At 68.7% G+C, this 18,518-nt stretch carries 20 protein-coding genes and 1 pseudogene; 11 read left to right on the plus strand and 10 right to left on the minus strand.

Features of this window, described 5'->3' with window-relative positions:
- The first annotated feature begins 44 nt into the window (after nucleotides 1-44).
- Nucleotides 45-323 carry a hypothetical protein gene (locus tag ACFOSH_RS00265; protein WP_378236514.1) on the plus strand — a complete coding sequence of 93 codons (279 nt, stop codon included), beginning with the start codon at nucleotides 45-47 and terminating at the stop codon, nucleotides 321-323.
- Here ACFOSH_RS00265 and ACFOSH_RS00270 read toward each other — a convergent pair.
- The gene (locus tag ACFOSH_RS00270; protein ID WP_378236515.1) at nucleotides 320-961 is read right to left on the minus strand and encodes a DUF305 domain-containing protein; all 642 of its coding nucleotides are present in this window, start codon (nucleotides 959-961) and stop codon (nucleotides 320-322) included. The genes ACFOSH_RS00265 and ACFOSH_RS00270 overlap by 4 nt on opposite strands.
- Before the next feature lie 87 nt (nucleotides 962-1,048).
- Between ACFOSH_RS00270 and ACFOSH_RS00275 the strand changes: the two genes are divergently transcribed.
- Nucleotides 1,049-2,497, plus strand: coding sequence for an LVIVD repeat-containing protein (locus ACFOSH_RS00275; protein ID WP_378236516.1), 1,449 nt, complete (start codon nucleotides 1,049-1,051; stop codon nucleotides 2,495-2,497).
- 155 nt (nucleotides 2,498-2,652) lie between these two features.
- Nucleotides 2,653-2,895, plus strand: a complete 243-nt coding sequence (locus tag ACFOSH_RS00280; protein WP_378236517.1) for a hypothetical protein — start codon at nucleotides 2,653-2,655, stop codon at nucleotides 2,893-2,895.
- A 193-nt stretch (nucleotides 2,896-3,088) separates the two neighbouring features.
- On the opposite strand, the gene ACFOSH_RS00285 is transcribed toward ACFOSH_RS00280, so the two are convergent.
- The 4 genes from ACFOSH_RS00285 to ACFOSH_RS00300 form a co-directional block, all read right to left on the minus strand.
- The gene (locus ACFOSH_RS00285) at nucleotides 3,089-3,226 is read right to left on the minus strand and encodes a hypothetical protein (protein WP_378236518.1); all 138 of its coding nucleotides are present in this window, start codon (nucleotides 3,224-3,226) and stop codon (nucleotides 3,089-3,091) included.
- A gap of 100 nt (nucleotides 3,227-3,326) precedes the next feature.
- A complete protein-coding gene (locus ACFOSH_RS00290) occupies nucleotides 3,327-4,880 on the minus strand; it encodes a glycoside hydrolase family 13 protein (RefSeq protein WP_378236519.1) in 1,554 nt (517 codons plus the stop codon).
- Nucleotides 4,880-5,275, minus strand: a complete 396-nt coding sequence (locus tag ACFOSH_RS00295) for a globin (protein ID WP_038517366.1) — start codon at nucleotides 5,273-5,275, stop codon at nucleotides 4,880-4,882. Before ACFOSH_RS00295 ends, ACFOSH_RS00290 begins: the two co-directional genes overlap by 1 nt.
- Before the next feature lie 20 nt (nucleotides 5,276-5,295).
- Nucleotides 5,296-6,273 (minus strand): mechanosensitive ion channel family protein, encoded by a 978-nt coding sequence (locus tag ACFOSH_RS00300; protein ID WP_378236520.1) that lies wholly within the window; start codon nucleotides 6,271-6,273, stop codon nucleotides 5,296-5,298.
- Nucleotides 6,274-6,703: 430 nt separating this feature from the next.
- Here ACFOSH_RS00300 and ACFOSH_RS00305 point away from each other — a divergent pair, with 430 nt between their 5' ends.
- From ACFOSH_RS00305 to ACFOSH_RS00315, 3 genes are all read left to right on the plus strand, one after another.
- On the plus strand, nucleotides 6,704-7,198 hold the full coding sequence (locus ACFOSH_RS00305; RefSeq protein WP_378236521.1) for an HNH endonuclease: 495 nt from the start codon (nucleotides 6,704-6,706) through the stop codon (nucleotides 7,196-7,198).
- 777 nt (nucleotides 7,199-7,975) lie between these two features.
- Nucleotides 7,976-8,233, plus strand: a complete 258-nt coding sequence (ctaJ, locus tag ACFOSH_RS00310) for an aa3-type cytochrome oxidase subunit CtaJ (RefSeq protein WP_378236522.1) — start codon at nucleotides 7,976-7,978, stop codon at nucleotides 8,231-8,233.
- On the plus strand, nucleotides 8,220-8,702 hold the full coding sequence (locus tag ACFOSH_RS00315) for a DUF5130 family protein (protein ID WP_378236523.1): 483 nt from the start codon (nucleotides 8,220-8,222) through the stop codon (nucleotides 8,700-8,702). Before ctaJ ends, ACFOSH_RS00315 begins: the two co-directional genes overlap by 14 nt.
- Nucleotides 8,703-8,868: 166 nt before the next feature.
- Here ACFOSH_RS00315 and pepN read toward each other — a convergent pair whose 3' ends face one another.
- Nucleotides 8,869-11,442: an aminopeptidase N gene (gene pepN, locus ACFOSH_RS00320; RefSeq protein WP_378236524.1), complete on the minus strand. Its 2,574-nt coding sequence runs from the start codon at nucleotides 11,440-11,442 to the stop codon at nucleotides 8,869-8,871.
- A gap of 167 nt (nucleotides 11,443-11,609) precedes the next feature.
- Here pepN and ACFOSH_RS00325 point away from each other — a divergent pair, with 167 nt between their 5' ends.
- Nucleotides 11,610-12,230 carry a mycothiol-dependent nitroreductase Rv2466c family protein gene (locus ACFOSH_RS00325; protein ID WP_005158288.1) on the plus strand — a complete coding sequence of 207 codons (621 nt, stop codon included), beginning with the start codon at nucleotides 11,610-11,612 and terminating at the stop codon, nucleotides 12,228-12,230.
- Here the strand turns inward: ACFOSH_RS00325 and ACFOSH_RS00330 are convergent.
- Nucleotides 12,227-13,030: an MBL fold metallo-hydrolase gene (locus ACFOSH_RS00330; protein WP_378236525.1), complete on the minus strand. Its 804-nt coding sequence runs from the start codon at nucleotides 13,028-13,030 to the stop codon at nucleotides 12,227-12,229. The two genes, ACFOSH_RS00325 and ACFOSH_RS00330, sit on opposite strands and share 4 nt — an antisense overlap.
- Nucleotides 13,027-13,775 (minus strand): annotated as a pseudogene (locus ACFOSH_RS00335) (2-phosphosulfolactate phosphatase). Before ACFOSH_RS00335 ends, ACFOSH_RS00330 begins: the two are co-directional and overlap by 4 nt.
- On the opposite strand from ACFOSH_RS00335, the gene ACFOSH_RS00340 reads away from it, so the two are divergent.
- Entirely contained in the window at nucleotides 13,695-14,168 is a 474-nt protein-coding gene (locus tag ACFOSH_RS00340) for a ribose-5-phosphate isomerase (protein WP_276368222.1), read from the plus strand. The pseudogene ACFOSH_RS00335 and the gene ACFOSH_RS00340 overlap by 81 nt on opposite strands.
- Nucleotide 14,169: 1 nt before the next feature.
- A complete protein-coding gene (locus ACFOSH_RS00345) occupies nucleotides 14,170-14,979 on the plus strand; it encodes an Fpg/Nei family DNA glycosylase (RefSeq protein ID WP_378236526.1) in 810 nt (269 codons plus the stop codon).
- Between the two features lie 87 nt (nucleotides 14,980-15,066).
- Here the strand turns inward: ACFOSH_RS00345 and ACFOSH_RS00350 are convergent, their stop codons facing one another.
- Nucleotides 15,067-15,837 carry a hypothetical protein gene (locus ACFOSH_RS00350; RefSeq protein ID WP_378236527.1) on the minus strand — a complete coding sequence of 257 codons (771 nt, stop codon included), beginning with the start codon at nucleotides 15,835-15,837 and terminating at the stop codon, nucleotides 15,067-15,069.
- Nucleotides 15,838-15,960: 123 nt separating this feature from the next.
- On the opposite strand from ACFOSH_RS00350, the gene ACFOSH_RS00355 reads away from it, so the two are divergent.
- Both ACFOSH_RS00355 and ACFOSH_RS00360 read left to right on the plus strand, forming a co-directional pair.
- Nucleotides 15,961-16,836, plus strand: a complete 876-nt coding sequence (locus ACFOSH_RS00355; protein ID WP_378236528.1) for a TIGR03619 family F420-dependent LLM class oxidoreductase — start codon at nucleotides 15,961-15,963, stop codon at nucleotides 16,834-16,836.
- Nucleotides 16,837-16,839: 3 nt separating this feature from the next.
- On the plus strand, nucleotides 16,840-17,286 hold the full coding sequence (locus tag ACFOSH_RS00360; protein ID WP_378236529.1) for a nuclear transport factor 2 family protein: 447 nt from the start codon (nucleotides 16,840-16,842) through the stop codon (nucleotides 17,284-17,286).
- Here ACFOSH_RS00360 and ACFOSH_RS00365 read toward each other — a convergent pair.
- On the minus strand, nucleotides 17,283-18,509 hold the full coding sequence (locus tag ACFOSH_RS00365; protein WP_378236530.1) for an RNA polymerase sigma factor: 1,227 nt from the start codon (nucleotides 18,507-18,509) through the stop codon (nucleotides 17,283-17,285). The genes ACFOSH_RS00360 and ACFOSH_RS00365 overlap by 4 nt on opposite strands.
- Between the last annotated feature and the right edge of the window lie 9 nt (nucleotides 18,510-18,518).

The following is an 18,518-nucleotide window of genomic DNA, read 5'->3' on the forward strand; positions in this document are numbered from 1 at the left end:
CGCCGCGGGTGGCTTCCGGCCGCCCGCGGTGTCAGGCTGTCTCCATGAACGACAAGGGCGGTGAGGACCCGACCGCGGACTTCCTCGCCGAGGTCAGGCCGGAGGAGACCCCGTGGCGCACCGAGCGCCCGCCGGGTGAGGAGGCGCCGGAACGCGCCGAACGCCCGGAGAAATGGGGTCGCGCCAAGGCCGCAGGACGGGCTGCCGCGGCAGCGGCGCCGTACGTCCAGGCCGCCGCGTTGGCGACCTGGATCGTCTCGGGCACCGCCGACGACTCAGGTGACTCCGGCTTCGGCGACATGGGCTCCTCCGGCGACGCCTAGAGCTTCCCGCGCATCGTCTTCATGCGCTCGATCTCGGCGGTCTGGCCGGTGATGACCTCCTGAGCCATCTCCTGCGCCTTGATCTCGACGCCCTTGCCGAGCTGGGTCTCGGCCATGGTCAGCGCGCCCGTGTGATGCGCGATCATCAGGTCGAGGAACATCTTTTCGAACGCCACACCGCTCGCCGCGCGCAGATCCGCCAGCTGGGCCTCGGTCGCCATGCCCGGCATGAGCGCGTGATCGTGCCCGGCGCCGTGACCCGCGTGTCCCTCGCCCGGCACCGGCTTGCCGCGATCGGCCAGCCACGTCTTCATCATCGTGACCTCGCCGTCCTGCGCCACCGAGATCCGGCCGGCGATCGCCCGGATCTGCTCGTTCGCCGTCTTGCCCGGCACCAGATCGGTCATCACCTTCGCCTGCTGGTGATGGGGGATCATCATCGTCATGTAGTCGACGTCGGCCTCGCCTGCCTGATCGCGGTTCACCGGGCCGGGGGACCCGGTGCTCGCCTGCTCACCGGGCTTGCCGGGAACGATCACCGGCGCGCTCTGGGCGGGGGCGGCGGGCTCCGCGTCGCCGGTGCAGCCCGAGACGGCGAAAGCGGCCACGACCAGCGCCGATGTCAAACATTTTCTCATCCCGGGAGAACCTCCGTTGGTTGGTACCTGCTGAGCCTAAATAAGTAATAAGGTTCGCGTAAAGCTGGGTGGAAGGAGAGCCATATCGTGCTGCAGCCTGGGCTGAAACGCCGCTTGACCAGGGTCTTCGTAGCGGCGGCCGCGGTCGCCGCCCTCGGAGCCTCCAGCGCGTTCGCCGCGCCCGCCGTCATCGCGGAGCCGTCGGCGACCACGATCCCGGGTGTGGACGAGATCGTCCACAGCCCCAATCTCCGGTCGATCGCGAACGTCCCGCAGCAGGGACCGTTCACCAAGGACTCGACCGGGACCGACATCGCGTTCACCAAGGGGCACGCGATCATCGGCACGTACGACGGCTTCAACGTCTTCGACGTCCGCAACCCGTACCGCCCGAAGATCGTCAGCCAGGTCCTCTGCCCCGGCGGGCAGAACGACGTGTCGATCTCCGGTGACCTGCTCTTCCTCTCGACCGACTCCTCGCGCAGCGACAACTCGTGCAACAGCGTCGCGAAGCCCGCGTCGGAGAAGTCGGCCTGGGAAGGCATCAAGATCTTCGACATCTCGAACCTCGCGGCGCCGAAGTACGTCGCGGCGGTCGAGACCGACTGCGGTTCGCACACCAACACGCTGGTGCCGGACAAGCGCGGCCAGGACGTCTACATCTACGTCTCGTCGTACGCGCCCGCGGCCAACCTGCCCGACTGCCAGCCGCCGCACGACAAGATCTCCATCGTCAAGGTCCCGGTGAAGGACCCGGCGAAGGCGTCCCTCGTCGCGACGCCGGTGCTGTTCGCGGACGGCGGCAACGCCGGTGGCGACAACCCCGACGGCACCCGCCGGTCCGCGACCACCGGTTGCCACGACCTGACGGCGCTGCCGGAGAAGGATCTGATGGCCGGAGCCTGCATGGGTGACGGTGTCCTGATCGACATCTCCGACCGGCTCAAGCCGCGGGTCATCAACCGGGTCCAGGACAACGTGAACTTCGCGTTCTGGCACAGCGCCACCTTCAACAACGACGCCACCAAGGTCGTCTTCACCGACGAACTCGGCGGCGGCGGGATGGCGACCTGCCTGGAGAAGTTCGGCTCCACCCGCGGTGCCAACGGCATCTACGAGATCACCGGCCGCGGCGACAACCGCAAGCTGGAGTTCCGCAGCTACTACAAGATCCCGCGTCTGCAGTCCGAGACCGAGAACTGCGTGGCGCACAACGGTTCGCTGATCCCGGTGCCGGGCAAGGACATCATGGTCCAGTCCTGGTACCAGGGCGGCGTCTCGGTGTGGGACTTCACCGACTCGAAGAAGCCGAAGGAGATCGCGTACTGGGAGCGGGGCCCGCTGTCGAACGAGAAACTCGTCGGCGGTGGGACGTGGTCGGCGTACTGGTACAACGGCCACATCTTCTCGTCCGACATCGTGAAGGGCCTGGACGTCCTGGACCTCAACGACTGGCGGACCTTCCCGGCGAAGCTCGTCCGGCAGAACCAGTTCAACGCCCAGACGCAGTACAAGCTGCACCCGGGCTTCAACTGATCCAGTAGTGCCATGAAAGGTCCTTTCCTTGCGAAATTCGCAAGGAAAGGACCTTTCATGGCGTCCGTTTCCGGACGGGACTTGTGCTTACCTGTAGCTGACGACAAGGTCACCTGAGGATTCGTCAGAGATTCACCGCGCTCCTGGCCGTCGGGGTGGCGGCGTTCAGCGCCGCACCGGCCCAGGCGAGCGCGACTTCCCTGATCGCCGAGCCCACCGTGACCTCGGCCGAGTACCCGGACGACGGTGCCTGGCACCCCGGCGCCGGGCTGCCGGGCTCGTTCACCTTCGACGCCAACGGAGACAGCGCGGTCGTCGGGTTCTACTACGGGAAGACCGATCCGGCGGGCACCTTCGTGGCGGCGAACCACGACGGCGGGTCCGCGACGGTTTCCTGAACCCCGCGGACCTCCGGCCCGAACGATCTCTTCGTCGCGAGCGTCGACAGCGCGGGCAACCGGTCGCCTCGGCACGTCCACCACTTCCACGTCGAGTCGACAGAGCTCGGATCGCCGGGTCTCGGGAAACCGGTGTCGGAGTGCCCGCCGAGTTCCGCTTCACCCCGGGCATCGCCGATGTCGTCTCCTGCACCTACCGGATCGACGACGGGCCGGAGACCACCATCGCGGCCTCGGCGGTCGCCACGACCGCGAACATCATCACGCCGGACCTGGGTTCCCACCGGCTCTGCGTGTGGAGCACGACCGGCGCGGGAGTGACGTCCGGCACCGCCGACACGTCCTACCGGGCCAGTGACGCTCCTCTGGTCGCGAGCACCGAATACCCCGATCTCCAGGACAGCGGAGGCCCGGGCGAGCGGGGGACCGGCTCAGACGAGCCAGGCGGCCGCGTCCGGCGGCAGTTTCCCGTTCACCAAGGGAACGCTCGACAGCAGCACCTCACCCGGCGGCAGCGCGATCGGGCTCGCCGACGTGTTCAGCGCGCAGACCAGCCCGCCGCCCCGCCGCCGGAACGCGAAACAGCCCGCCGGCGCGCCGTACCACTCGAGCTCGTCCCCGCCGAAAGCCTTGTGGGACTTACGGATCTCGATCGCCCGCCGGTACAGCGACAGCGTCGACGCCGGATCCTCCAGCTGGGCTTCCACGGTCACCGGCGCCCACGAGGCGGGCATCGGCAGCCACGTCCGCGGATTCCGCGAGAAGCCGAACGGCGGCAGGTCTCCCTCCCACGGCAGCGGTACCCGCGAAGCGTCCCGGCCGAACTCGGCGCCGGAGGTCTTGGCGCGCGGGTCCGCGAGCGCGTCGGGCGGGAGGTCGACGTTGCCGAGACCCAGTTCTTCGCCGTTGTAAAGATAGACCGTGCCGGGCAGCGCGAGCTCGACCAGTGCCATCGCCCGCGCGCGCCGGACGCCGCGTTCACCGCCGCCGTACCGGCTGACCTGCCGCCAGACGTCGTGGTTGCCCAGCGTCCAGGTCGCGGCCGCCCCGGCCGACTTCGGCACCGCCAAGGATCGCTCGATGGCCGTCCGCAGCGCGTCCGCGTCGAAATGCGTGAGCACGAGCCGGAAGTTGAACGCCAGGTGCAGTTCGTCCGGCCGCAGGTAGCGCGCGAGGCGTTCTTCGTCGGTCACCCAGATCTCGCCGACGGCCATCGTGCCGGGGTACTCGTCGAGCACCTTGCGGATCATCTGGTGGATCTCGTGGACGCGGTCGTTGTCGAACCGCGGGTCGTAGAACTCGCTCGGCCCCATCGCGTTCACGCGCGGGTCCATGTCCGGCAGGCCCGGGGGTTTCGCCATGCCGTGCGCGACATCGATGCGAAAGCCGTCCACCCCGTGGTTCAGCCAGAACCGCAGGGTCCGCTCCAGATCGGCGGCGACCTCGGGGTTCGTCCAGTTCAGATCCGGCTGCTGCGGCGAGAACAGATGCAGATACCACTGTCCGTCCGGGACCCTGGTCCACGCCGGGCCGCCGAACGCGCTGACCCAGTTGTTCGGCGGCAGGTCGCCGCGCGGGCCGAGCCCGTCACGGAAGAGGTAGCGATCCCGCTCCGGGCTCCGCGGGGGCGCCGCCATCGCCGATTTGAACCAGGGGTGGGTGTTGCTGGTGTGGTTGGGGACGACGTCGATGGTGACCTTGATGCCGCGCTTGTGCGCCTCGGTCAGCAGCACGTCGAAGTCGCCGAGGGTGCCGAACATCGGGTCGACGTCGCGCGGGTCGGCGATGTCGTACCCGTGGTCGGCCATCGGCGAGCGGTAGAACGGCGTCAGCCACAGCGCGTCGACCCCGAGCAGCTCCAGGTACCCGAGCTTGCCGCGGATGCCTTCGAGGTCACCGACGCCGTCCCCATCGGAATCGGCGAACGAGCGCACGTAGACCTGGTAGAAGACCGCCTGGTCCCACCAAGCCCCGTCGCGCTCCATCACACGAAACTGTTCATCATGCTGTTGGCGGCCATCTCCAGGTACGCCCACAGCTGCCCGCGGTAGGGCTCCTCGATGTTCTCCTCGTCGACAGCGATCTTGATGCAGCGCAGCCAGGCGTCGCGTTCGATCGGGCCGATCTTGAATGGCGCGTGCCGCATCCGCAGGCGCGGGTGGCCGCGCTGGTCCGAGTAGGTGTGCGGGCCGCCCCAGTACTGCATGAGGAACAGCCGGAAGCGCTCCTCGGCCGGGCCGAGGTCCTCTTCGGGGTACAGCGGGCGAAGCACCTCGTCGACCGCCACTTCGGCGTAGAACCGCGCGACGATCCGGGTGAAGACCGGCTCACCGCCGATCGCTTCGTACAAGGTGGTGGGGTCAGGTTCGGTCACGGACACAGCTCCATTCTGCCCTTGTCCTACTGTCCGGCGGGGCCGGACGACATAAAGCGCCCGAGTGGTGGTTCGAAGCCGGCTTCGTCCAGCACGGCGAGCAGATGTGCCCGCAGCGCGCGCTGCACGGCCCACTGCTTGCCGGGGCGGACCTTCACCGTCAGGCGGAGTTTGATGCCCTCGGGGGTGACGGTCTCCACACCGAGCATCTCGGGCGGCTCCAGCACGTTCGGTGCCAGCCCTTCGCTCTCGAGGAGGGTCTTCGACTTCTCGGCCATCAGTTCGGTGGCCTTCTCGACGTCGGCGGAGTAGCTGAGCGGGACGTCGACGACGGCGACCGCGAAGCCCTGGCTCGAGTTGCCGACCCGCAGCACCTCGCCGTTGCGGACGTACCAGACGGTGCCGTTGATGTCACGCAGGGTGGTGATCCGGAGGCCGACGGCCTCGACGGTGCCGGACGCCTCACCGACGTCGACGACGTCACCGACGCCGTACTGGTCCTCGATCATCATGAAGATGCCGGACAGGAAGTCCTTGACGAGGTTTTGCGCGCCGAAACCGAGCGCCACCCCGACGATGCCCGCCGAAGCGATGATCGGCGCCAGGTCGATGCCCAGTTCGCCCAGCACGAGGATGAACGCCAGGCCGTAGACGAACAGTGTCGCCATCGACTTGAGCACGGAGCCGATCGTGGCGGCGCGCTGACGGCGTCGTTCCATCACCGCCGACCCGAGCACTTCGGGAGCCTTCTCCCGCAGCGGTCTCAAGAGGGCGGGCAGTTTCGAGGAGCCGCTGGGCATCCGGGTCACGCGGTTGATCAGGCGCCGGATCACGTACCGCAGCAGGAACGCCACGGCGACGATCATCAGGATCTTGATCGGCTTCGTCAGCAGCCAACCTGCCGACGCGGAGAGCCATTCGTTGTTTGTGACCTGGAACACCTGGCCGCACAGGGTGCTGGCGTCCTTCGTGCATGCCGGGGGTTCGGTGGGCAGCAGGTTCACGGAGAAGAAATGTCCTTTCGTACTCGGCGGGGATCGCATCCGCTGCTCGGCGCGGCAGGCGCCCCGGCGGATGCGAAACAGCCAACTCCATGTGGCCGCCGGGTCGCGCGCTTATGACACGTCCAGTAACACACGTGCACTTTGGGGCTGATCTGTGGTCGACTATGCCTGCACCGGTGGAGGTGGTCGAGTGCCAGACCGACAACCCATCCCCCTCGGCGTCCCGAGCCAAGCCTTGGCCGGACAGGCGCCGGAGGTCGTGTTGCGCGCCCATCCGGGAGGTGCCCCCTCGCACGGGGCTCCACCGGGCGGGCCGGGAACGCGGCCAGGGGGTGTTGCCCGCCCGCCCGGACAGCGTAGAGGGCGGGATCCGTCGACAACGGCGGTACCCACCACGACTACAGCGTCGTCATGGGGCCGCAGACGGGTATTGCTGTTGAACGCCACGTTCGAGCCGCTCACGGCGCTGCCGTTGCGGCGCGCGGTGGTCCTCGTGATGTGCGGCAAGGCCGAGGTGGTGCACGGAGACCCGGCAGGGCTCGAACTGCACGCCGCCACGGTCTCGCTGCCCGTGCCTTCGGTGATCCGGCTGAGCACCTACGTGCGCGTGCCCTACCGCGCGCAGGTGCCGCTGACCCGGGCCGGGCTGATGCATCGCGACAGGTACCGCTGCGCCTACTGCGGGGGGCGGGCCGAGACGATCGACCACGTCGTCCCGCGCAGTCGTAACGGTCCCCACAGCTGGACGAACTGCGTCGCCTGCTGCGCCAAGTGCAACCATCGGAAGGCGGACAAGCTGCTTTCCGAGATCGGCTGGCGCCTGCGCGTCGTGCCGAGGGCCCCGCACGGGCCGCACTGGCGGCTGCTCGCTCATTCCAAGGAGGCCGACCCGTTGTGGCGGCCGTACCTGGGGACCGCGGCCTGACCGGGCTATGAACACGTCGGCGCCCCGGCTGCCTTTCGGCGGCCGGGGCGGGCCGATGATGCCGTGGTGAAGCTCTACCGCGGTGAATCCCCTGCCGGCAGGTCGTGCTCGAAGCTCAGGCGGCGAGGGAGAAGTCGCTCTGGCAGGTGACGCGAGTGCCACGGGTGACGCGCGTGCCGCGAGTGACCCGGGTGCCGCAGGTGACGCGAGTGCCGGCGGTCACGCGGGTGCCGCGAGTGACGCGCGTGCCACGGGTGACGCGGGTTCCGGCGGTGACGCGGGTGCCACGGGTCACTCGGGTGCCGCGAGTGACCCGGGTCCCGGCGGTGACGCGCGTACCGCGAGTGACACGGGTACCGCGAGTAACCCGTGTGCCCGCCGTCACACGCGTGCCGGGGACAAAACCAATTTCGAAGAGTGACGAAACGTCGTCGATGATCGCCTGGCCGGGTGTCTGGGTGCTCTGCATGACATATCCTCCTGCGACCGGTGCGTTACCTGCTGGGGTGGGGGAGCTGGGCGCAAGGCCCGTACAGGTGAAAAAGCTACGAGGATTTCAAGGCTCCGACAAGATGACAGCGCCGGGTGCGGCCGCCCGTACGTTGAGTTGCAACCTTTCGGCCTTCAGGGCTTCGCCCCAACGTGGGAGCGCTTTCGCGGCAAGCGGCGGACGGCGGCCCCCGGACGGTGAGCGGTCGGTGTCGCGGCGCAGGTCTGTGTCGGTGGAACGGCCGTGCGAGCGGGTGGGGCCGAGTGCCATCGGATACGCTCACGCGCGTGAACCTTGTCGAGACGATCCTGGTCTTCGCGGTGATCCCCTTGGCCATCTACGCGCTTTGCGGAGTGGCCACGCTGCGGTCGAAAGGCGCGGGCGTCGCCCGGTACCGGCCGGGGCAGCCGTGGGAGTACCCGGCCATGTGGTGGAGCGCCAACCCCGACGGAGTCGGCGCCAGGCATTCGCACGCGGGCGGCGCGACAGCCGTCGGCGAGGCGAACGGAGCTTCGGTGACGGGAGGCGCTCGTGGCAACTGGTGAACTGACCCATTCGTCCACCGCTGTTGACGAAGAGCCCGGTTACGGCGCCGCCGTTACCTCCAGCGGCCGGATTTCCGCCGCCAAGATGTACGAACCCGCTGGGCCGATCAGCCCATTCACGACCCAGCAGCTCGCGCGGCTGGACGAGGCGCTGACCCTGGCCAGCCGTGAGACCGGCCTGGACTTCAGCGTGTACCTCGGCGACCTCGGCGAGGACACCCGCGTCGCCGCCGAGGGCCTGCTGGCCTCGACCGACAACCCGGCGGACTCCGTGGTCGTCGCCGTGTCGCCCGGGCAGCGCGCCATCGAGATCGTGACGGGCTCGCAGGCCCGGCACCGCCTGCCCGACCGTGGCGCGAAGCTCGCCGTGGCCAGCATGGTGGCCTCCTTCAAGGAAGGCGACCTGGTCGGCGGCGTCGTGAACGCTCTCCGCATGCTGAGCGACCAGGCGGGCGCTCCGCAGCACTGACGCTCTTCAGCCGCTTTCAAGTGCAATGAAGGGGCCTTTCCTTGCGAAATTTGCGATGAAAGGCCCCTTCATTGCACTTGTGGGCACAGACCGCTCCCGGACGCTATGAAAGGTCCTTTCCTTGCAAATTTCGCAAGGAAAGGACCTTTCATAGCGCGTTACGGGACTAGAGCCCGGCCTGCGAGTCGAACTCCCGGGCGGCCAGTGCCCGTACGATCCCGGCCCGGCCTTCCGACACCAGACGGCGCAGCGCCGCCGGGTGCTCACCGGTCAGCCACTCGTCCGACGCCGTGACTGTCGCCGGTTCGACTGCCCACGACGGGTACAGCCCGACCACGGTCGGCTGCGCCCGCTCGCTGGAACGCCGCTGCCACACCTCGTCGATGACCTCGAAGTAGCGCGTCACGTAGCCGCCGAGCAGGTGCTTCTGGCCCGGGTGGGAGAAGCCGGTGATGAGCGAGTCGCTGACCGCGTTGGGCAGCTCGTCGTCGTACACCGCCCGCTGCCACGCGTCGGCCTTCGCCTCGTCGGTCGGCCGCAGCGCCCGCGAGCGCTCCGCCTGACGCCGCCCGGCGGCGGTGTCGTCCTTGGCGAGTTCCGCGTCGATCTCGGGGTTCTCCGCCTTGCCGTGCGCGACCAGCGCGTGCAGCAGCCGCCAGCGCAGGTCGGTGTCGACGGTCAAGCCCTCCAGGGGCGCCGTGCCGTCGAGCCAGCCCGCGATGATCCGCAGTGTCTTGTCGTCGAGCACGCAACCGGCGAGCGAGTTCACGAACGCGAGCTGGTGGTCCGAACCGGCCTCGGCGCCCTGCGCCAGCTCCAGCAGCCGCGCGGAGAACTCCGGCCAGCCCTTGTCCGCCGCCCACGCCGGCTTCGCGTACGAGTTCAGCGCCGTCTGCGCCTGCAGCAGCAGCCGCTGCACCACGCCGACCTCGGTCTCGGTGTGCACGCCGCGCTGGACCAGCGTGACGAAGTCGCGGGCCTTGAGCTCGGCCTCGCGCGTCATCTCCCACGCCGCCGACCAGCACAGCGTGCGGGGCAGCGGGTCGGTGATGTCGGCGATGCGGTCGATCAGCGTGGTCAGCGACGCCGGGTCGAGCCGCATCGTGCAGTAGGTCAGGTCGTCGTCGTTGACCAGCACGAGCTTGCCCGCCGGGAGCCCGACCAGGTCCGGCACCTCGGTGCGGTCGCCGTCGACGTCGAGTTCGACGCGGTGCTTGCGGACGATCTTGCCGTTCTCGTCCTCGTCGTAGACGCCGACCGCGACGCGGTGCGTCCGCAGCTCACCCGCACCCGGCTTGGCGCCGGTCTGGGTGACGGCGAACGAGGTGTACGCGCCGTCGGCGCCGATTTCGTAGCGCGGGCTCAGCGAGTTGAGACCGGTGGTCTCCAGCCACTGCGCGCTCCACCACGACAGGTCGCGGCCCGAGGCCTCTTCCAGCGCGCCCAGCAGGTCCGCCAGGGTCGCGTTGCCCCAAGCGTGCTTGCCGAAGTAGACCTTCAGGCCTTCGAGGAAGTACTCAAGCCCGACGTAGGCGACGAGCTGCTTCAGGACGCTCGCGCCCTTGGCGTAGGTGATGCCGTCGAAGTTCACCTCGACCGCGTGCAGGTCGACGATGTCCGCGGCGATCGGGTGCGTGGAGGGCAGCTGGTCCTGCCGGTACGCCCACGACTTCTCGATGTTCGCGAAGCTGGTCCACGCGTTCTTGTACTCGGTCGCCTCGGCCTGGGCCAGCACGCTCGCGAAGGTCGCGAACGACTCGTTCAGCCACAGGTCGTCCCACCAGCGCATGGTGACCAGGTCGCCGAACCACATGTGCGCCATCTCGTGCAGCAGCGTCTCGGCGCGGCGCTCGTAGGCGTAGCGGGTGACTCGGCTGCGGAAGACGTAGTCCTCCAGGAAGGTGACCGCGCCGGCGTTCTCCATCGCGCCCGCGTTGAACTCCGGCACGAACAGCTGGTCGTACTTGGAGAACGGGTACGGGGTGGCGAACTTCTCGTGGTAGAAGGCGAAACCCTGCTTGGTCTCGGTGAACAGCTTGTCCGCGTCCATGTGCTCGGCGAGCGAGGCGCGGCAGTAGATGCCCAGCGGGATCGTGCGGTGGTCGTCGGAGAACTCGTCGCGCCACTCGCTGTACGGGCCCGCGATCAGCGCGACCAGGTAGGTCGAGATCCGCTCGGACACCTTGAAGACGGTGCGGACGGCCCCTTCAGGGGTCTCCTCGGCCGACTCGACCAGCGCGTTCGAAATGACCTTCCAGTCCTTCGGCGCGAGCACGGTGAGCCGGTAGACCGACTTGAGGTCGGGCTGGTCGAAGCAGGCGAACATGCGCTTGGCGTCGGCGGTCTCGAACTGCGTGTAGAGGTAGACACCGTCGTCGACCGGGTCGACGAACCGGTGCAGGCCTTCGCCGGTGTTCATGTACCGGCAGACCGCGTCCACGACGAGCTCGTTCGACTCGGCGAGCCCGGGCAGCTCGACACCCTTGTCCTCGACGTACCCGCTGACGTCGAGGTCCGTCCCGTTGAGGACGGCCGACTCGATCCCCTCGGCGACGATGTCGACCCACGACGCTTCGCCGCTTCTGGCGCTCGCGAACTTGATCGTCGTCTTCGACGTGAAGGTCTTCTCACCGGGACCGCCGCGGCCGTCGGTCAGATCCAGCTCGATGTCGTAGGACTCGACGTCGAGCAGGTCCGCGCGCAGTTTGGCTTGGTCTCGGGTCAGGTTGGGGGCGGGCACTGGCACCTCTGGTCATCGGTATCGGTTTTGGTTTCCAACTACAGGCATCCAATCATGTCCGGCCCGGTGCTGACGACGGGAACAACGCCGACGGCCGTGATGTTGGCTCGCTGTGTAGCACCCTGCGTGTACCGGCACACCCAAGACGATGGCACTGGGAGAACCTGATGACCGCCCCGTCCGAGACGACCAAGGTCGACTTCTACTTCGATCCGATCTGCCCCTTCGCCTGGATCAGCTCGCGCTGGATCCTCGAAGTGGAGAAGCACCGCGACCTCGACCTGAGGTTCCGGATCATGAGCCTGTCCGAGCTCAACTCCGGTCGCGAGGACCTGCCTGAGCAGTACAAGGAGCTGCTGGGCCGGGGCTGGGGCCCCGTCCGCGTCGCGACCGCGCTGGCGCAGAAGAACGGCGAGGAGGCCTTGCGCGACTTCTACACGGAGTTCGGCACGCGCCACCACAACCAGGGCGACAAGGACATCCCGAAGGTCATCAAGGAGACCCTGGAAGCCATCGGGGCTCCGGCCGAACTGGCCGAGGCCGCCGAGTCGACCGAGTACGACGAGGCGCTCAAGAAGAGTCACTACGAAGGTATGAATCCGGTCGGAATGGACGTCGGCACCCCGACCATCCACATCGACGGCGTCGCCTTCTTCGGCCCGGTGCTCAGCTCGATCCCGCGCGGCGAGGACGCCGTCAAGGTCTTCGACGGCGCCCGCGCGCTGGCGAGCTACCCGGACTTCTTCGAGCTGAAGCGCACCCGGAGCGGGGACCTGAACTTCGATTAGGGGGTCGCCAAGGCCGCCTTGGTGACATCGCCGGGATAGGGGGATCTCGCGACGGCTTCGTCCGGCGTGAGGTCCCCTGCCGCGATCAGGGTCTTGAGCGCGATGAGTTCGCGCAGCCCGTCGCGGTGCTTCTCGATGAAGGCGGTGTCGACGGGGTCCCCGTGGCCGGCCACGATCGTCTTCGGCGCCAGCGCGAGGATCGCGTCCATCACGCCGGGCCATCCGTCCAGCGAGCTGCCGTCGTTGAAGGAGAACGCGCTGAAGCCCGCTTCGGCGTTCTCGACGGCGTCGCCCGCGAAGATGATCCCCGCGTCGGGCACGTGCACGAACAGATCGTGATCGGTGTGGGCGTGGCCGAGAAACCGCAGTACGGCCGTGCGGCCGCCGAGGTCGATCTCGGCGGTGTCGGTGACCAGCTTGTCCGGCATTGTGATCTCGGTGCGCTCCAGCGCCTCCGCCATCTCCGGACGGTTTTCACCGAGGTAGTGCTGGATCCACTTGAGCCGTGCGCCCTCGCCGTAGGTGGTCAGCTCGGCCACACAGCCTTCGTGCGCCCAGACGTCGCACGGCAGGAACGCCGTCGTGCCGAAGGCGTGGTCGAAATGCGCGTGGGTGTAGACGACCGACCACGGCAGCGGCGTGATCTCCCGGACCGCCGCGGCGAGTTCGGCGCCCTGCTCGACGTCACCGCGGACGTCGACGACCAGACAGCGGTCACTGCCCACGACCAGGCCGACGGTCAGGTCCAGCTCCTCGTACCGGCGGGCGTACACCCCGTCGGCGAGTTCGAGCCAAGTCACAGATCCTCCAGAATTCCGTTGCGCAGCACCGGAACCGTGCTGCTCGTGTCGAGCCGTGCGGCGAGGGTCACGTCGTTCGCGTGCCCGGCCGCGGCGAGCTCCCGCCCTGAAGAACACTCTGTCAGCGCTTCGGCGATGTCCATCGCTTTCGCCGCGAGGGCCGCGAGACGGGCTTCGGCGGAGAGACGGCCGTAGCCGTTCAGTGCGGCGATGATCGCGCCCGCGCCGAGCTGATCCTCGACGCATGGCCGCAACGGTCCGAAAGCCTTGTGTTCGGTATGCAGGTCGATGCCCCAGCGTTCCCCGGCCGGGATGACCCCGATCGGCGCGCCGTCCGCCAGTTCGGCCGCGCGGGCGGCGACGGCGGCCGCGTTGCGCAGGCAGCCCGCCAGGACTTCGGCACCGGTCGTGGCGGCGGCGTCGCAGAGCGTGGCACCGTTGGGGGAGGGGAGCGCGAAGAGTGTGCCGGAAGGGATTTCCGTCACAGCACCCGTCCGCCGTTGCCGAGGACGAGATCCGTGGTGGTGCAGAAGGAAAGCACGTCGACGATGATCAGCACAGCGCATTCGCCGCCGAGGGCGCCGACGCCTTCGGCTCCCCATTCGAGTCGGATGTCCACCCCCACAGCATGCCCGCGCCGGAACGTGATGGCAGACTCCGCGCTGTGCGTGTTTACCTTGGCTCCGACCATGCCGGTTTCGAACTGAAGAACCACCTCGTGGCCCACCTCAAGGAACAGGGCCACGACGTCGAGGACGTCGGCCCCTTCGTCTACGACGCGGCCGACGACTACCCGGCGTTCTGCATCGAGGCGGCCCGCCGCGTCGTCGCGGACGAGGGCAGCCTCGGCGTCGTCGTCGGCGGCTCCGGCAACGGCGAGCAGATCGCGGCCAACAAGGTGAAGGGCGCCCGCGCCGGCCTCGCGTGGAGCGTCGAGACCGCGAAGCTCACCCGCGAGCACAACCACGCCCAGCTGATCGGCGTCGGCGCGCGGATGCACACCACCGAAGAGGCCACGGAGATCGTCGAGGCGTTCCTCGCGACCCCGCCGAGCCCGGACGAGCGCCACGGCCGTCGCGTCCAGCAGATCCTGGACTACGAGAACACCGGCTGGCCGCCGCCGCTGCCCGAGCACTGACATGCCCGAGGGGCATACGCTCCATCGCCTGGCACGCCTGCACAAACGCCGTTTCGCCGGTCACTCGGTCGAGGTGAGCAGCCCGCAGGGGCGGTTCGCGGGAGAAGCGTCCCGTTTGGACGGCCGGGTGCTGGTGAAGGCCGAGGCGTACGGGAAGCACCTGTTCCACGACTACGGTCCACACGGGACGGTGCACGTCCACCTCGGCCTCTACGGCACGTTTTCCGACGTGCCGCTGCCGGTGGGCGAACCGGTCGGGCAGGTGCGGATGCGGCTGGTCGGCCCGACACATTCCGCCGAGCTGCGCGGCCCGAACCAGTGTGAACTCCTGGACGTGCCGCAGGTCGACGCGATCAAGGCCCGCCTGGGTCCGGATCCACTGCGCCGGGACGCCAAGCCGGACAAGGCATGGGACCGGATCTCCCGGTCGAAGACATCGATCGCGGCACTGCTGATGGACCAGTCCGTGCTGGCGGGCGTCGGCAACGTGTACCGCGCCGAGGTGCTGTTCCGGCACGGTGTCGCTCCGCTCATCCCAGGCCGCGCGCTCGATCGCGGGCTGTGGGACGACATGTGGGCGGATCTCGTGACGCTCATGCGGCACGGTGTCCGGGTGGGACGGATCGACACGGTCGCGCCGGAACACCTGCCGGAGGCGACAGGCCGCGCGCCGCGGCAGGACCGGCACGGGGGCGAGGTCTACGTCTACCGCCGCGAGGGGCTGCCCTGTCTCGTTTGCGGGACTCCGGTGCTGCGGAGCGACCTGGCGGCGCGGAACCTCTTCTGGTGCCCGGCCTGCCAACCTGCGTGACCGCGCCCCGGACGCTATGAAAGGCCCGTTACTTGCAAATTTTGCAAGTAACGGGCCTTTCATGTCGCTTGAGAGACCGGCTCGCGGCTAGAAGTCGAAGCCCCCGCCGTCGAACCCGCCGCCATCGAAGCCGCCACCGTCGAACCCGCCGGCGTCCCCGCCCATGTCGCCACCGGCGTCACCGCCGTCGACCGCTCCGGCGTCTTCCTGGCCCGCGTCGTAACCGGACTCCCAGGCCGACGCGCTCGCGACCCCCGCCATCCCGGAGAACATCGCGCTGAACAGCAGCATCGAACCGAGGCCCCAGGCACCGGCGACGAGCGCGGGCTTCCACCACGGCTCGCTGTACCAGCCCTGCGGCACCGGACGGCCCGCCACGCGACCGCCGGGGTAGTAGTGCGGCGTCCGCTGGCTCGGGTCCGGCGAGGCCTCGTAGTGCTCGCCCTCGACGTCGACAGAGCGGTGCTCGGTGACCTTGCCGGCGCGGTCGCGCTCTTCGCTGCCGGGCAGTTCCGGACCGGGGTCCATGCCCATCGCGAGTCGCGCGGCGCGGACGTAGTAGAGCCCCTCGATGGCTGTCTCGCGCACGAGGCGCGCCTGCTCGATGGTCTGCGCCTGCTCCATCTGGGAGCCGGCCGCGGTGAAGCGCTCGGACGCGTCCGCCATCGCCTGCTGGGAGGCGGTGTCCGTGCCGGTGAGGTTCATGACCTGACCGCCCAGTCGTTCGACGAGGCGCCGTGCGTCCGCCTTCGCGTCGTCCAGCTGGCGCTTCTTGGCCGCCGCCTGGGATTTCGCGAAGTAGATGCCGCCGCCGACCACGACGACGAGGAGCACGATCAGGAAGATCGCGGTACCCATGGGTTCACTCCAGGAATTCGTTCGGCCTTTGCTCCGCACAACGCGGACGGCTCGCCGGGGGTTCCCGCCGGTGGTCCCGGTCACCAGTGGCGGGTGAAACTAGAACACGTTATAGTTCCCGCCATGAAGTTCACCCTGTCGATCGCGATGAATCCGCTCGATCAGCTGGGCGAGCTCGCCCGGGCCGCCGAAGAGGCGGGTTTCTCCTCGATCGCGCTCCCGGATTCCCTGTTCTATTCCGAGACGGTCTCGGCCGACTACCCGTACACGCCCGACGGCAGCCGGTTCTGGACCGAGGAGACGCCCTGGGCCGATCCGCTGGTCGCGGCCGCCTCGATGGGCGCCGTCACCGAACGGCTCACGTTCTACACCTCCGTGCTCAAACTGGGCTCCCGCAACCCGGTCCTGCTCGCGCGCCAGGTCAACTCGGTCGCGGCGCTGACCGGCGGCCGCTTCGGACTCGGCCTGGGTGTCGGCTGGTCGCCCGAGGAGTTCCGCTGGTGCGGTGCGCCGTACGAGAAGCGCGGCAAACGCGTGGACGAGGCCATCGAGGTGCTGCGGCTGATCCTCGACGGCGGGATGGTCGAGTTCCACGGCGAGTTCTTCGACTTCGACAAGCTCCGGATGAGCCCGACGCCGCCGTCGAAGGTGCCGTTCTACATCGGCGGCCACACCGACGTCGCGCTGCGCCGGGCCGCGCGCGTCGCCGACGGCTGGTCGTCGGCGATGATGAAGTTCGACGACCTCCGCGACACGATCGTCAAGCTGCGCGGACTGCTGGCCGAACGGGGTCGCGCCGAAGACCCGTTCGAGTACCAGGCCGTCTGCATCGACAAGTTCGGTCTCGACGGCTATCGCGAGCAGGGCGACATCGGCGTCACCGACATCATCACCATGCCGTGGGTGTTCGACGGCCTCGGTTTCGACGCCGAAGTCGGCCCGAAGCTGGATTCCATCAGGAAGTTCGGCGACGAGATCATCGCGAAGATCGGAGACTGAGCCATGGGTGTCGACGTCTGCTGGGATCCGGCCGCCACGCAGCCGCCCGCGCGGCAGGCCGCGTTCCGCTCGATGACCGCGGTCACCGCCGGGGACAAGGCCGCCTGGCTCGAACTCTTCGCGGGCGACGCCGTCGTCGAGGACCCCATCGGCCGCTCGATGTTCGACGAAGAGGGCAAGGGACATCACGGGCACGACGGGATCAGTGCCTTCTGGGACAAGACGATCGGATGCGTCGAACGCTTCCAGTTCACCATCCGCGATTCCCACGCGGCCGGTGACGAGGTCGCGAACGTCGGCACGATCACGACGTACCTGCCCGGCGGCTATCGTGTCGACACCGACGGCGTGTTCGTCTACCGGGTGCGTGAGGACGGCCTGATCGTGTCCATGCGGGCGTTCTGGGAAACCGAGCGCGCCATGGCCACCGCGCGCAAAACCGAAGACTAGGAGAGCCGCTCCGCGCGCCGGGTCAGGTACCGCTTTTCGGGTTCGCTCGCGGTCTTTTGCGCGGCCCGCAGGTACGCCTCGCGCGCGGCGACTGCGTCCCCGGCCAGCTCCAGCAGATGCCCGCGCACGGAATCGAGCCGGTGGGTCTGGCTCATCCGGCTGTCGTCGTCGAGCGAGGCGAGCAGTTCGAGGCCCGCTTCGGGTCCCTTGACCTCGGCGACCGCGACGGCGCGGTTCAGCGTGACGACAGGGCCGGGCGAGACCTTCTCAAGGACGTCGTAGAGCGCGAGGATCTGCGCCCAGTCGGTGTCGGCCGCGGTGGCCGCCTCGCCGTGGACGGCGGCTATCGCGGCCTGCACCTGATACGACCCGACGGGCCCCGCTGCCAAAGCCTCGCTCACCAGCGAAACCCCTTCGGCGATCGTTTCCGCGTTCCAGAGCGAGCGGTCCTGTTCGGCGAGGGGGACGAGCGAACCGTCCTCGCCGGCGCGAGCGACGCGGCGGGCGTCGGTCAGCAGCATGAGCGCGAGCAGGCCGGTGACCTCGTCCTCGTCCGGCATGAGCCGCCGGAGCAGCCTGGTCAGCCGGATCGCCTCGGCGGTCAGGTCGGCGCGGTGCAGGTCGGGGCCGCCGCTGGTCGTGTAGCCCTCGTTGAAGATCAGGTACAGCACCTGGAGGACGACGCGGAGCCTTTCGGCGAGTTCCGCGGCGGGCGGCAGGACGAACCCGGCGCCCGCCTTCTTGATGGTCTGTTTCGCCCGGCTGATCCGCTGGGCCAGCGTCGATTCCGGGACCAGGAACGCGGTCGCGATCTCGCCCGTGGTCAGGCCACCGACGGCGCGCAGCGTCAGCGCGAGCTGTGACGGCGCGGACAGGGAAGGGTGGCTGCACAAGAAGAGCAAGGTGAGCGTGTCGTCCGAATCGGACACAGTGGACGCTTCGCCCGGACCGGCCAGGTCCATCAGCGCGTCGTTCTCCTCGCGCCGCCGTCGCGCGCTCTCGCTGCGCCACTCGTCCACCAGCCGCCGTGACGCGACCGTCGCGAGCCAGGATTTCGGGCTGTCCGGGATGCCCTGCTCCGGCCATTGCTGAGCGGCCGAAAGCAGGGCTTCCTGGACAGCGTCCTCGCAGGCGTCGAACTGCCCGTGCTTGCGCACCAGCAGCCCGATCACCTGCGGCGCCAGCTCCCGGAGGAGCGCTTCGATCCGGCGATCGTCCTTCACGACGCCAGT

The sequence above is a fragment of the Amycolatopsis speibonae genome, assembly GCF_042647925.1.
Taxonomy (GTDB): domain Bacteria; phylum Actinomycetota; class Actinomycetes; order Mycobacteriales; family Pseudonocardiaceae; genus Amycolatopsis; species Amycolatopsis speibonae.

What these genes read in the sequence shown, in the direction of transcription:
- ACFOSH_RS00265 (WP_378236514.1), top strand. Translation starts at nt 45, where the DNA reads ATGAACGACAAGGGCGGTGAGGACCCGACCGCGGACTTCCTCGCCGAG.
- ACFOSH_RS00270 (WP_378236515.1), bottom strand. Translation starts at nt 961, where the DNA reads ATGAGAAAATGTTTGACATCGGCGCTGGTCGTGGCCGCTTTCGCCGTC.
- ACFOSH_RS00290 (WP_378236519.1), bottom strand. Translation starts at nt 4,880, where the DNA reads ATGGAGCGCGACGGGGCTTGGTGGGACCAGGCGGTCTTCTACCAGGTC.
- ACFOSH_RS00325 (WP_005158288.1), top strand. Translation starts at nt 11,610, where the DNA reads ATGACCGCCCCGTCCGAGACGACCAAGGTCGACTTCTACTTCGATCCG.
- ACFOSH_RS00345 (WP_378236526.1), top strand. Translation starts at nt 14,170, where the DNA reads ATGCCCGAGGGGCATACGCTCCATCGCCTGGCACGCCTGCACAAACGC.
- ACFOSH_RS00350 (WP_378236527.1), bottom strand. Translation starts at nt 15,837, where the DNA reads ATGGGTACCGCGATCTTCCTGATCGTGCTCCTCGTCGTCGTGGTCGGC.
- ACFOSH_RS00355 (WP_378236528.1), top strand. Translation starts at nt 15,961, where the DNA reads ATGAAGTTCACCCTGTCGATCGCGATGAATCCGCTCGATCAGCTGGGC.
- ACFOSH_RS00360 (WP_378236529.1), top strand. Translation starts at nt 16,840, where the DNA reads ATGGGTGTCGACGTCTGCTGGGATCCGGCCGCCACGCAGCCGCCCGCG.